This window comes from Paraeggerthella sp. (genome assembly GCF_048427265.1).
Taxonomy (GTDB): domain Bacteria; phylum Actinomycetota; class Coriobacteriia; order Coriobacteriales; family Eggerthellaceae; genus Paraeggerthella; species Paraeggerthella hominis.
Genome location: NZ_DBFOSR010000077.1, coordinates 19,817 through 33,450 on the forward strand (window position 1 = coordinate 19,817; position 13,634 = coordinate 33,450).

9 protein-coding genes are annotated in these 13,634 nt (G+C 60.3%); 3 read left to right on the top strand and 6 right to left on the bottom strand.

Features of this window, described 5'->3' with window-relative positions; genetic code table 11:
• Positions 1-78: 78 nt before the first annotated feature.
• On the bottom strand, positions 79-738 hold the full coding sequence (locus ACMNI9_RS07330; protein WP_114566217.1) for a cytochrome c3 family protein: 660 nt from the start codon (positions 736-738) through the stop codon (positions 79-81).
• Between the two features lie 141 nt (positions 739-879).
• Positions 880-2,541 carry an FAD-binding protein gene (locus ACMNI9_RS07335; RefSeq protein ID WP_216528753.1) on the bottom strand — a complete coding sequence of 554 codons (1,662 nt, stop codon included), beginning with the start codon at positions 2,539-2,541 and terminating at the stop codon, positions 880-882.
• A 387-nt stretch (positions 2,542-2,928) separates the two neighbouring features.
• Between ACMNI9_RS07335 and ACMNI9_RS07340 the strand changes: the two genes are divergently transcribed.
• Complete coding sequence (locus ACMNI9_RS07340) at positions 2,929-4,479, top strand: LuxR C-terminal-related transcriptional regulator (protein ID WP_418831374.1); 1,551 nt, start codon at positions 2,929-2,931, stop codon at positions 4,477-4,479.
• 92 nt (positions 4,480-4,571) lie between these two features.
• Here ACMNI9_RS07340 and ACMNI9_RS07345 read toward each other — a convergent pair whose 3' ends face one another.
• Entirely contained in the window at positions 4,572-5,282 is a 711-nt protein-coding gene (locus ACMNI9_RS07345) for a peptidylprolyl isomerase (RefSeq protein WP_418831376.1), read from the bottom strand.
• 176 nt (positions 5,283-5,458) lie between these two features.
• Here ACMNI9_RS07345 and ACMNI9_RS07350 point away from each other — a divergent pair, with 176 nt between their 5' ends.
• Positions 5,459-6,241: a 4Fe-4S ferredoxin gene (locus ACMNI9_RS07350; RefSeq protein WP_418831378.1), complete on the top strand. Its 783-nt coding sequence runs from the start codon at positions 5,459-5,461 to the stop codon at positions 6,239-6,241.
• 169 nt (positions 6,242-6,410) lie between these two features.
• Here ACMNI9_RS07350 and ACMNI9_RS07355 read toward each other — a convergent pair whose 3' ends face one another.
• Positions 6,411-8,228, bottom strand: a complete 1,818-nt coding sequence (locus ACMNI9_RS07355) for an FAD-binding protein (protein ID WP_418831380.1) — start codon at positions 8,226-8,228, stop codon at positions 6,411-6,413.
• Positions 8,229-8,839: 611 nt separating this feature from the next.
• Here ACMNI9_RS07355 and ACMNI9_RS07360 point away from each other — a divergent pair.
• Positions 8,840-10,006, top strand: coding sequence for a helix-turn-helix transcriptional regulator (locus ACMNI9_RS07360; RefSeq protein ID WP_418831382.1), 1,167 nt, complete (start codon positions 8,840-8,842; stop codon positions 10,004-10,006).
• A 217-nt stretch (positions 10,007-10,223) separates the two neighbouring features.
• Here ACMNI9_RS07360 and ACMNI9_RS07365 read toward each other — a convergent pair whose 3' ends face one another.
• Positions 10,224-11,597: a LuxR C-terminal-related transcriptional regulator gene (locus tag ACMNI9_RS07365; protein WP_418831384.1), complete on the bottom strand. Its 1,374-nt coding sequence runs from the start codon at positions 11,595-11,597 to the stop codon at positions 10,224-10,226.
• A gap of 191 nt (positions 11,598-11,788) precedes the next feature.
• Entirely contained in the window at positions 11,789-13,609 is a 1,821-nt protein-coding gene (locus ACMNI9_RS07370) for a flavocytochrome c (RefSeq protein ID WP_418831386.1), read from the bottom strand.
• Positions 13,610-13,634: the final 25 nt, after the last annotated feature.

Genomic DNA, 13,634 nt, shown 5'->3' on the forward strand with positions numbered 1-13,634 from the left:
GTCTTCGACTATCTTGTGGGCGACGGGGAGGGAGGGTTGCCGTCCACAAGCGGATATGCTTGGTTGCTTCCCCGCCGGCTACTCGCGCAGCTCGTGGCAGGTGCCGCACTCGAACGTGCCGCGATGGTGACACTGAGCGCAATACTTCATTGCGTCCTTTTCGAGCGCCTTCGAATGGTTGTTGTGGCAGCTCGTGCACGTCGGCGGATTCGCGTCATGCTTCTGACCAGCGGGAATATCGTGAGGATTCACGGTGGTACCCTTATCGTCGGTCAATGCCTTGGAATCGGCGGTCTTAGCCGCAACATCGGCCATCGTGCCGTGGCACGACTCGCACGTAGCGGGGTCGACCGTAACGACGGTCGCCTTCGTGGACGTCTTGTCGCCGAACTTCACGTCGGCATGCTCGGTCTTCAGAACGTCCTGCTCGGTATGGCACTGAACGCAGGTCACGTTCTGAGCCCCGTGCGCCGCGCCCTGCGGGCAAGCGGCATCGGTAGCGGACTCGGCCTCAGCCGTATGGCACATAGAGCAGTCGGACTCCATGGTCCAGTTGACGGGCTGTCCGTCCATAGCCGTCGCGCCGGAGTCCTTGTCCTCGGATTGCGCGGGGGCCTGCGAAGCCTCCTGCGGCGCGCAGCCGGCCAGCGACCACATAGCGGCCGCCAGCGCGAGGACGACGCCGAGGACGGCGAGCACGACAAGACGCTTGTCGGCGGTGTGTGCTTGCACGGTCATGCGTTACTCCTATCTCGTCTTGAAAGCTCCTCGAAGGGAGCGGTCGTTCATCCAGCCCCGCCGCGCAAAGCGGCAGGGCCGAACCAAGAACCGGCGGGCGCATCCGGGGAGGACGGCGCCCGCGCGATTGCTACAGGAATGCTACTTCGCGTCCCATGCGTCCAAACCAGCAGCATGGCGAGCGGAGATACGGCCCCACACCTGGTTCTCGGCGTTGTTGCCGCCGGTGATGCCGTAGCTGTGCGCCTGGAAGTTGCCGAAGCAGCCCGCCGCGTACAGACGCGGGATGGGGTTGCGCTGCGGATCCAGCACCTGGGCATGCTCGTTCTTCATGGGGCCGCCCAGCGTGGAGCAGGAGCCGGGGTACACCGAGATGGCGTAATACGGGCCGCCGTCCAGGGCCACGAGGCTCTTCGCCGCGCGATCGAAGCGCGCATCCTTGCCGGCCGCGCAGAAGCCCTGGTACTCCTCGAACGTGGCCTTCAGGGTATCGACATCCATCCAGTGGTCGAATTCCTTGATCTTCTTGCCAAGCTCCTCGATGGTGTCGGCCTTGATGATCCAGCCCTTTTCCACCTCGGCCTTGTTGTCCTGGCTCCAGCCGTCCCATGCGCGCACGGAATCGGGCAGGTCGGAGGCGAAGTTGCCGCACTCGAAGAAGTCGCCCTGGCTGGTGGACAGCTTGCCGGCGTCGAAGCAGCTCTGGTCGAAGATGCACCACGTGGGGATGCGATCGTAGTCGTCGATGGCATCGTCGAAGTGCAGCAGCGTGTGCCAGCCGTTGTGCGGCGAGCCCATGGCCGTGTCGTCCACGAAGCGCTTGCCCAGACGGTTCACGTTGAAGTAGCTGAAGCCGGGCATGAAGTACAGGATGGAGAAGTCGTTCTCCGGGTCGCGCGTCCACATGGAGTACATGGAGATGACCATGTCCATGTGCCACAGCTTCGCTCCCACGTCCTCGACCATCTTGATGCCGTCGCCGGTGTTGTACTGCCAACCCTCGAACTTGAAGGGGTAGCACTTCAGGTACTCGTTCTTCAGCTCCTCGTTGAACTCGAAGCCGCCCAGCGTGAGGATAACGCCCTTGCGAGCCTTGACCGTCTTCTCCTCGTTGCCGATCATCGTGTACGCGCCGACGATCTCCTTGGTCTCAGGGTTCTGGATGAGACGCTCGTCATGGCAGTCGAAGAACAGCTGCACGCCCAGCTCTTCGCGCTTGGCGTCGAGCTCATGGAAGGACAGCATGCCGAAGCCGTCGACGGAGGACAGCTTGCAGGAGCCCTCGTAGGCGTTGTCGTCCAGGAAGTAGTACTCGGGGATGGCGCCGGCCAGCGCAACCTCGGTCACTTCGTAGGTCATGCCGTACTTGTCGGCGTACTCGGTGTTGCGAGCGCACTCGTTGACCCAAGCGTCGATCATCGGCTCAGGGGTCTTGCCGTGCGTGAAGGACTTGATGTACTTCTTGAAGCGATCCTTCTCGCTCTCCTCGACGATGGTCCATTCGCCGTTGTTGATGGAACTGTTTCCGCCGCCGCGCTCGGGAGCCTTCTCCAGCACGATGACTTCCTGGCCGCACTCGTCAGCGCCGATGAGCGAAGCCCACATGCCCGCTCCGCCGTAGCCGATGACCAGAAGGTCGCACTCGTAATCCCAATTCTTGGGCATCCAGTCGCCCGCTGCCGCGCCCGTAGAACCCGAAGCGCAACCGGCCAGCGCAGCGGAACCCGCCACGGCGGCAGCGGCAACGCCCGCGCCCTTCAGGAACGAACGACGGGAAACTCCGCCCTCCATGCCATTGCTCATACTGTTCCTCCTTCTCGGTGGAACGGGCCCCTCCGTTTGAGCACCCGTCCTTACTCGCCAAACTGTACCGAGGGATGGCCCCCTCGCGCATCTGATGGGCTGTCGGATTTTGCACGCGCCTTCCGATGATGAATAGGATTTTGCAGGTCAGCAGCCTATCGGATTGTCAATCCGATAGGCTCGCGGGGTACAATTACGTATGATGAGTGCTATCATTTTCACGCACGCTCATGCACACGGGAGAGGGACGCGGACGTACTGCCGCGCCCGTGGCGATAACCACCGGGGAGAGACTATATGCCGCACCGCACGAAACGCGAAGACGATCGCCGCGTCGCAGACGCTTGCGATACAGCGAAGCCGTCGCAACAAGAAGCCGGCCGGACGTTGCGGCAATCGGAAGGCGGCCTTGATGCCGCAGAAGCGGCGAAGGACGCCCTTACCCTTGACTACCTTGTTACCATCATCGGATTCGGCCTCTGCCGCGCGTGGATCATTTTCTGCCTGGGAGCACCTTTGGTTGCGGGCGCAACCGCTTCGCTGCACTGGATGTATCTGGTGTTCGGAGCCTTGAGCGCGCTCATCGTTTCGTTCGCGGTGAACCGACAGGGAAAGCACGAGAGCGCCGTTCGCGTCGGAATGTTTCGAATAACCCCGTTTGCACTGCTGGCGAGCGGGCTGCTGATCCCCCTTGCCATCTGGATCGACAACGAAGCGCTCATCGCTTTGGGTTTCGTGGCGGGCGGACTTGGAGCAGGCCCCCTGCAAGTGCTCTGGGGCGATCGCTTCGCTGGGCATCCCACGCGATTCGCCGCGTTGGCATCGCCGGCTGCAGCGATCGTGACGGCACTGGTAACGGCCATGTCCACCGACAACACCAGCTTCGTCGGATTCGCCGTGATTCCGCTGCTTTCGTTCGGCCTTCTGATGTTCGAGGCAAACCGAACGGGCTGCTCCTGGCGAACCCTTGTTGAAAGCGCGGGCAAGCCCCATGGAAAACCCACGCCCGACGCGCTTGCCGAACCGTGCGAAACCGCAGGCAGCAGCAGCGAACGGCATCAGATGGGCCTGGGCGTTGGCAAGCTCATGTTCTCCATCATGACGTTCTCGTTTCTCTGCCGTCTGTTCGACGCCGCGCCCCGGCAAGACGATCCGTTCGCGTTCATAGGCGGCAGCGCCATATTCGCGATCATCGTGGTTGGCGTGGTGTTCTTGGGAATCGTGGCCAAGCTCAAGGACAAGTTCGACCCCTCGCTCACCTATCGACTGTCTCTGCCCATCATGGTGGCGGGATTCGTAGCCATCGCGCTATTTGTCGACACGCATGCCGCTGCATCCATCCTGTTGATCAACATAGGATACGAGTTTTTCGACATTCTTGCCTGGATCCTGTTCGCCGACGTATCGCGCCGCAAGAACGAGAACGCCCTGCATATTTTCGGCCTGGGCGTAGCGTTCATGTTCGTTGGCATGGCGCTGGGGAACCTGGCGGGAGGCGTTCTCAATCCGCTTGTTGCCGACGGCAGCGTTCAGATCACCGCGGTGGCCATGTTGGCAACGCTGTGCCTGGTGATCGTGGCGTTCATGGTGCTGCCTGAAGGCGTGATCACGCAGCTTTCCGGCACGATGCGCTCGGGACGCAAGGATAGGGAGCCCGAAAGCCCGCGTCCGGACAACGCTGAGAAATCCGCCGAAGCAGAGGTTTCCGGCCGCCTGGAATCGCGCTGCGCCGCCGTAGCGCAGGACTTCGGCCTGACGCCCCGCGAAAGCGAGGTCATCGTACTGCTGGCCTACGGACGAACGCTGTCCATCATCGCGCGCGATCTGCAGATAGCGAAGGGTACGGCGCGCACGCACATCGAGAACATCTACCGCAAACTCGACGTGCACAAGCAGCAAGAGCTCATTGACCTGGTAGAAGGCTACGAGATCGGCTGACGAACCAGAAAGCGGCGGGGCGGGACGGAAAGATCGACGATCCTCCTGTCCCGCCCCGCCGCTTCGCTTGCCCCGACAACACTCAAGCGAATTTACGCCTGACCCTCCACGGGAAGACCGTCGGCTTCGACGACATCTTGGCTTTGAGCGGCAGCTTCGTTTTCCGCACGTCGACGCTCCAGCTCTTCAAGCACTTCTCGAGCCGATTTCGGCCGAGGCGTTTCATGGGAAATGGCCTCTGCCAACGCATCGTCGTCGGCGCCTTCGATGACGATGCTCTTGATGATGTCGCCGATGGTCAGCTGCTCGACCACGTCCAACCCTTCGACGGTCTGCCCGAACACGGTGAACTTATCGTCGAATTCCGGCTGCTCGGACAACGAGAAGTAGAACTGGCAGCTACCTGAATTCGGCTCGGACTTATGAGCGAAGCACAGGCTTCCTAGCACATGCTTGTTGTTCGGGTTCGTTTCCCATTCGTCGACGATAGTGTAGCGAGCATCTCCGGTGCCGGGATGAATGCCGCGGATCAAGCCGCGCGCTGCAGAATCCACCTGAGCCGGACCAAGCGTTCGCGTGGTAGGGCACCCGCCCAGAACAACAGAGCCGGGTTTGTGCGCGTGAAACTTCAAGTTCTCATAGAATCCGCGCGCCGCAAGCTCTATGAAGTTGCCCGTCGTCACGGGAACGTCTTTGCCGGCAAGCTCAACGCGAATCGTGCCGCGCGAAGTCTCCATAACTGCAACCTCGTTGCCATTGGGAAGATAGTGCGGGGTGTATACAGGCAAGACGATTCGTCCCATATCGGTTCCTCCTAGTATCGCTTGAATCAAGTGCAAGCTCCATGATACCTACGCCCCATTTCACCGCATCAGATGGAGCATCGTATTTTGCCGAAGAACAAGGCGGGAGACGCGCCCGGTCACATGCAGAGGCGAAAAGGAGTATCATCGAAAGCTCCGAAAAGAGAGGAACCGCTATGCCATCGATCGTACGCGCCGTGTATTTCAGCCCCACGCACACTACCAAAGCCATCGTGCGAGAGGTGGCAAGCGCGCTATCGGCACCGCTCTCGGCCACGATCGAGACCACGGACCTCACGCTGCCCCGCCAGCGCCCGACCGACGTTTCGTGCGATGCCGACGACGTGCTTGTATTCGGGTTCCCCGTATACGCCGGGCGCGTACCCGTGCTATTGCGCGACGAGTTCGCGTACTTGGAAGGCCACGGCACGCCCGCCGTGATCGTAGGGCTGTACGGCAACCGCCACTTCGACGACGCCCTCCTGGAAGCCGCCGACCTGCTGAGCGAACGGGGGTTCAACGTGGTGGCCGCAGGCGCGTTCATCGGCGAGCACTCGCTCACAGCCCGTGTGGGAACCGGACGCCCCGACCGTGCCGACATCGCCGTCGCGCAGCGTTTCGGCACGCAGATGGGAGCGCGCCTGGCACAGTCGCGCAGCGTGCCCGCGCCCACCATCGAAGGCAACCGCCCGTACCGGGAGCTCAAGCCCGGCGCCGACGTACGCCCGATCACCACGGACGCATGCACGAATTGCGGCGTATGCGTCGCGTGCTGCCCGCTTGGCATCATCGACGAGGACGATCCCGCGCTTGTAGACGCCGGGTGCCTTCACTGCCGCGCCTGCGTCAAGAGCTGCCCCGAGGACGCGAAGTACTTCTCAAGCGAACCCACCGACCGGCTGATAGCCATGCTGGAATCGAAGTGCCTCGAACGGAAAGAGCCGCAACTGTTCTGGTAGAACGGAAACCTCCGCCCCACCGCAAGGCCAACGTGCATCCTTCTCGAAGAAAGAGACGCGGCGCAGCTTCCCTGCTCGCAAAAAAGCCGCCGCCCAGGGAGGGAGGGAGGGGCGGCGGCTCGTCGATAAGGACCCAAGGCCGCGGGAGACGGCCTTGGGAGGGATATGCCTAAATGTCCAAGCTGGGAATCTTCTTTTCAGCATCGCCACCAGCAGCGTTGATGCCGGCGATGCGCCCGAAGGTCACGCACCGACCATGACCGATGCCCGGCACGTAGGTAGGGTAATCGCCTGCGCCGAAGAATTCTCCAGCAGCCGAGCCGCACACATACAGGCCGTCAATCGGCTGATCCTTCGCATCGAGCACCTGGCAATCGGTATTCGTGCGCAGACCGCCGCACATGGTAAGCAGGCTAGCAACAAGCTTTCCAGCATAGAACGGCGGGTCCATGACCTTGCCCATAACCTCGGGGCGCTTGCCGAAGTCCAGGTCCTTGCCCAGATCGCACAGTTCGTTGTAACGGGCAACCGTGGCCTCAAGGTTTTCGGCGGGCACGCCCATCTTCTCCGCAAGTTCCTTCAGCGAATCAGCCTTCAACGTCTGGCCGCTTTCAACTTCTCCTTCGAGAACGATCTTCTGAGCCTCGAGGTTGTACTCTCCGCCCACGGGCTGCGTGAGCTGACCCCACTGCAATCCGCCGCCAAGGCCGGCGTCCATCTGAGCCTTCACCTGCTCCAGCCCGTGAGAGTCGTAAATGGTCCAAGCGTCCTTCTCGGTTTGCAGCGCTTTCGTGACGCTCTTGGACTGGGTGTTCACGTCTTCGTTCTTGAAGCGCTTGCCTTCCCAGTTCACATGCAAGAAACCGTAGCTGGCCGCACCGAAGTCAAGGTGCATAACCGCCGAATGCGGCTCGGACTTCTGCATGGCCGCCCCAGCCCAAAGCGCTTGCTTATGCATGTCGCCCGTGTCGCAGTCGGGCGGATTGTAGAAGCGACCGTCCATCGCGTACGCCGTCATGGGCGAATAGTACTGGAACATCTCGTCGTCGGCCGCATAGTCGCCCGAAGCGATGATGACCGACTTGGCGTTGATCTGCGCATACTCATCTTTCCCCGTGGCAACAATGGCGCCGGTCACCGGCCCGTCGCCGTCGCGCACAAGACGCTCGCTCTTGGTGTTCCAGCGAATCTCTCCGCCCAGTTCGCCAATGGTCTCGTACAGCGCAGGAACAAGAACCGCGTTGCCGTACACGTCGCCCACGCCCGAGCCCTGGTAGAACGTAAAGTTGATAGTCTCTTCGTACTTGTCGGCCTGATAGAAGATGTGCGTGACCGGGTACTCGGTGTAGTCGGGGCCCTTGTAGTAGCCGTCCCACAGCAGCGCCTCGAGGCCCTTCTTCGTAGCCAGGTCGTACAGCCAATCGAAGCACGCGCCGCTCTTGTGCGCGAACTCCCACAGCAGCGGCTCCTTCACACGACCCTGCGCCCAGTTGATCCAACGACGCACCACGTTGTTGTAGTTAGGCTCTTCCAGCAGGCCCTTCTCCGTCAAGCCCTGCTGCACCTTCGTATGGAAGCCAGCGATGTGCACGCCGCGAGCAACCACCGTTTCGGGATTCTTGTCGATGGTGATAACCTTCTTAGCACCCTCTTCAAGCGCGGCGATCGTGGCGCAGCATCCACCGAGACCGGCGCCAATCACCAGGACGTCGCAGTCTTCGGTATTCGTGATCTTGTCCGCGGGAATAGCGTCGGGAGCAATCTCCCAGCTGTGCATGCCAGCCACATCGGGACCGGCCGAAGCTCCGCTTTCGGCCACGGGCATGCCCTCAACCGTAGATCCCGCGCCTTCCGACGAGGCCGAACCAGCGCTTTGCGGGGCGCAGCCAGCCATCCCGGCCACCGCCGCACCCGCCAGCGCGGCACCGCCCAAGCCCAAGAACGATCGACGGGACAAGCCCTTCTTCCCCATCTTCTCTTCCTCCATGGTACCCTCCTTGTTCGCTATGCGCAGACGTGCTGCCCTTGCCCGATGAAGGAAAAGCAGCACCCCTCCGCGCGCAGCCCTCCGCTGCGCTGACACGACCATACCGAAAACCCCAGCCGCCACCATCCCGTCATCAGGGGGAAAACGGCTCGTCGCACGTGATTTCCCCCTGTTAGGGGGATACGTCCCGTCAGCGGATCAGGAGCAAAATCGCCGACCCCTGACGTATAATTTCGAGCGGGGAACGCGGTTGGGAGACCGTCCGCTCGCGCCATGGCGAGATCGGGCAGCACCGCATCAGGGAGGGATTCAATGGCATCGTCGTTAAAAAAGGAGCTTTGGAGAACGCCCGATCTTATGGGGTTCGCCGCGCATTGGACTTGGATTTGGTGCTTGTTCTGGAGCTCGTTGTTCTACAGCGAGGGCAAGCTGCTGACGCCGACGGCAGAAACATCCGGGCTGCAAGGTATCGCGATGCTCTCCCTTGAACCCCTCTGGGTTGCGCCCTCTTGACGAACGTGGTCACTATCGCATGCCTGTTGGCATGTTCGCGCTTTCGCAATCCGCTAGCCGACATACGGTTCCTGCCCCATAGCGCGGGAATTCTGACCATGCTTGGAACCCTAGCGCTTTCCCACGACGCGCTCGCCCTGGCAGGAACGGCGGCTTGGAGCGTTTACCTGGCGGGATCGCTGCTTACGGGAATCGGCAGCGGCATCGTCGTGGTACTGTGGGCAGAGCTGTTCGCGTCGCTCGGCCCCAAGCGAACCGTCCACTACAGCGTGATCGCCCTGCTTTTCGCGGCGCTCGCCTACCTGCTGATACGCCTTCTCTCCAACGACGTTGCCCAGTTGATCGTAGCCTTTCTGCCCTGTATAAGCATGGGATGCTTCCTTCATTTCAAGCAAAGCGTGCCGCGCCCGCCGCGACGAACCCGCAACGCGCGAGTAAAAGAACGCCCGCCTGTGCGCATGATCGCGGTAGCCTCGTTTTTCGGGCTTTCGTTCGGAATCATGAAAGGACTGATCGCCCCCGTTGGAGACGATTGGATCGTCATACGCGACATATTGAATATCGTTGCCATTGTAGGGGGATCGCTCGCCATCTTCATCACAATGAGCGTGTACAAGATGGACTTCGACCATCTTACCTACCAGATAGCGCTGCCGCTGATGGCGGCAGGATTCCTGTTTCTTCCGCTTCACGAGCCGTGGAACGTTATCGGCACCGCCGTGCATCAGTTCGGGTACCAGTACTTCTACATTGTGCTATGGGCGCTCTGGCCGGTTCTGTCCGCGCGAAGAAACGTCCCTGCGGGGTGGGTGGTATGCTGGGGGCTTCTCTTTATTCAATTGGGGCAATTCGTTGGCTCGATAGCCGCTTCGTGCACGCTCTCTTTAATTGAAGACGATCTGGGAATGGCCATGGTTTCGGCCTTCGTTATATTCTTTATTCTGATTATCGCGTTGTTCGCCCTGGGAAATGGCTCCACCAGTACAGGATGGGGATTCGTAAAGCCCATGGAAGAAGCCGATGCAACGTCTAACTTCGAGAAGGCAGGCACGCGTCTGGCGCGCAGATGCCACCTGTCGCCGCGCGAGATCGAGGTATTCTTCCTACTGGCAAAGGGTCGCAACCGCGCCTACATCCGCGAGGAGCTGGTCATCGGCGATGAAACCGTGAAGAGTCACGTGAAGAGCATCTACCGCAAGGCCAACGTGCATTCGCAACAAGAATTGATCGACCTGCTGGAACAAGAAAGCAACCGGGAGAAATAAGGTCAAGCCGTCACAAGCTTCGACGGATCGCCAGGTGCAACGGTTGCCATCCGCTGCTCAACCGTCATCGACATGCGCCCGCTCGCATCGATGGCAATTCGACACAGCGGAGGCTTCGGCCGCAAAATCGAGTTTCGCAACCAAAGCAGAGAACATTCGATCACGTGATGCGTCGCCGCTTTTCCAGCCACGCCTCGACACCGATCGGGTTCGTCGCTTATCTCACGTCGACGGACTCCAAAAGCTGCAATAGTTCTTCGCGATTGGACGTATTCGTTTTCGCGTAGATATGATTGAGATGGGTCTTGACCGTATTCTTTGAGATAAACAGGCGCTTCTCTATGTACGCACCAGTATGGCCGGTCGCCCAGATAGCAAGAACCTCCTGCTCGCGCGGAGACAGCTTGCATCGCGCGGCAACCTGGGCAACTCGCCGCTCCAAAACGCTGGCGGCATCTTCGGCAACCGTAACGCCCTTAAACGACGCGGGCGATCCCATGATGATCAGCAGCGCAACCATAAGCGACAGCAAAACGGCAATGGAGACGGACTCCGGCGTAGGAAGCACGTCCGCCGCAACTTGGCCCAAGCAGCTTCCCGTCCATTGCACGAAGCGCATAAGGGCCAAGCACAACAACGCCGCCAACCCGTCTTTGAAAAAGGAGTCGACAAGCAGGAACCACACCAGGTACTTGACAAGCTCCGCCCCCACAAGCGCTACGCAAAACGTGGTGCCACCGCCGAACGGATCAAGCGAGGCAGGCAGCAGCGAAGCCAGCGCCATCAGGGGAAACGCCAGATAAAAAGCCAGCATGGCGTTTTTCCGATAGAAGAAGTACGCAAGCACGATCGCCGCGAACGAAGCCAGCGCAGGCGCACCCGCCAAAGCGCCATGGAACACGGCAGCCGCCTCGAAGCCGCCCATGATGCCGTTCACCCTGGTGGCGCCGTAGCTGAAAAATGCTAGGGAAATGGCCGCCATCAGCTTCCAAGGGATGGAAGACGCACGTGCCCGAAAACTCCGAACATCCTGACAGTCGAACGAAACGTCCATCTCGGCGGAGTCCTTCAAAGACCCGGTTCGATCGGCGACCATCAGCAAAACGCACGCACCGAACGGCAGCAGCACAGAAGCAACCAACGCAGGCCATTCAGGCAGCAAAGAGACAAACGCGAACAGCAGAAAACCGAAAAGGTAAGCCGTCCCCGCGCACACGGCCGTTCGGTGCACTCCTTGCATGCTCAAGCGCTCTTCCCAACCCAAGCGCAGCGTGCTTCCGACGCCGCTCAAAGCGAACGCAACCAGCATCCAACCCATCGGAGCTTTGCCGAAGCCAGCAAAAGCAGCAAGTACGATAGCCAGGCTCGAAATCACCGCGAGCAGGGCAAGCAGCACGCGCCGGCGGCGCAAAGGAGCAATTTTGCGCGCCAGCAGCACCAGCAAAAGCGCAGCCGCAGCCGTCAACAGACTTTGCAGAATCTGAGCTTCGCCAACAGGGACTTCGTGCCGTAAATCGCCGAACAGAATCGAGCCGTTCCAAAAAACGAAGCTCCACGCTATGTAGCATGAAAGCCCCAGGCTATCGAACATAATGCCTCGATCGAATTTGGGAAAGATCGAAAAATCCTCCGCCGAAGAAGCCCCTGGAGTTGAATTCTTTGTTTTGAACGCGTCGCTTCTCATGGGGGAATCATAGAGGAACCGGCCCTTCGACACAAGAAGAGGCCCGCCCGGCGCAAATCACCGAGCGGGCAAGGAGGGACCCTCTAAGCAATCACTCGCTATGCGAGCGCCGCCGCATTCGCACCGGCTATGCGACCGAACACGAAGATATCCGTAATCGAGCACGATCCCAAGCGGTTCGTTCCCATCTTGTGGCCCGCCTGTTCGCCCGCAGCAAACAAACCGGGAATGGGATTGCCCGCGTCGTCCAGAACGCGCGCGTCGGTATCGATATGCAGACCGCCCATCGTGTAATGCACGGAAGGCTTGTACGCCAAAAGATAGTAAGGGCCGCCTTCGATAGGATGCATTGCGGCGCGGTAATTAAAGTCCGGATCTTTCCCGTCTTTACAGTACCCGTTCCACTTCCCAACCGTTTTTTCCAGTTCGGCTGCATCAACGCCAAGAGGCTCGCAAACCGCTTCGATGGTATCGCCCTTCACCAACTGGTTGCGCGCCATCAGCCCATCGAACTCTGCGGCGTTCACCGTCGCGATATCGGTAGCATCCAAACCGGCCTGGTTGAACAGCATGTAGCCAATGCCGTTGGTCTGCTTCTTGATAGCATTGGAAATGACGTCGCGGCGCTCCATCTCCTCCACGAACCGATCGCCTTCCTTGTTGATGCAGATAGCGCGGTTTTCCAGGCGCATGTTGCCCACGTAGAGCAGCGCACCCGTCTGCGTATCGCACGTGGGATACGTCTGGATGTACTGCATGTCGATCAGGTTCGCGCCGATTTTCTCAGCCATCACGTGGCAGTCGCCCGTTGCGCCCACCGAGTCGGTCGACAGGATCTTCTCGTCCATCTCAGGGTTGTACTTCATGCGCATTTCAACGTTCGAGCCGAAACCGCCGGCCGACAAAACGACCGCCTTGCAGCTGAATTGATGCGCAGTGCCCGTCACAAGGTTCGTAGCTTTCACGCCCACGACCGCGCCCGATGCGTCGGTAATCAGCTCTTCCGCCTTCGTGTTACGGCAGATCACAAGGTTCTTCAAATCCTCGGCGCGCTTTTCAAGCTTGCAGATGATGCCGCTGCCCTCGTTGCCCTCGGGAATCAAAGAGCGCGCTACCGAATGACCGCCGAAAAAGCGCTCGTAAGGCTGCCATGCCACACCGCCTTCGAAGATCAACCAGTCCAGGGCTTCAGTCGCACCGTTGCAGATAACGTTCACCAGAGCCGGATCGCCCACATGATCACCGCCGACGATCATGTCTTCAGCCATGTTCTCCACGCTGTCCTGGATACCCGCTTTAGCTTGGAACCAGTTGTTGGGAACGGCCATGGCACCGCCCGAAAGAATAGTGTCGCCACCCGTGATGCCCAGCTTCTCCAGCAAGACGACCTTCTTGCCGGCGTCGGCAGCCGTAAGGGCTGCAGCGTATCCTGCACCGCCCGCGCCGACCACCACCACGTCAACGGCCTCCTCCAAATCCGAAGGCTCGGCAGGAACGGCATGATCGCGCTTCTTCCATTCGCTCGACTTCATACCGGACGCATCGACGGCATCGGAGACAGCCGACATGAACGCCATGCTGGTAACCGTGGCACCCGTCACCATGTCCACGTTGAGCGTTTGATTGTCGATGATAAGATCGGTCAAAACGTCCATCGCCGCAGTTCCTACGCCGTACGATTCGCGCGATTTCACCAGGTTGATACGGGCGATAGCGTCACCCTCGGTGACAACCTCCACGGAAAGCTCGCCGCCCTTGCCGTTGGCCGTGCCAGTCCATGCGCGGGCGCCTTCGCCCGAAGCGCCCGATTGTCCCGAACCGCTTTTCCCCGTTGGCGCGCACCCCGCAAGCGCAAGCGTCCCGCCCAATGCAGCAACGGCACCTCCTGCAATGAAGTTCCTGCGTGACAGGTTCGACATGATTCCCTCCTTGATGTTCGCGTAT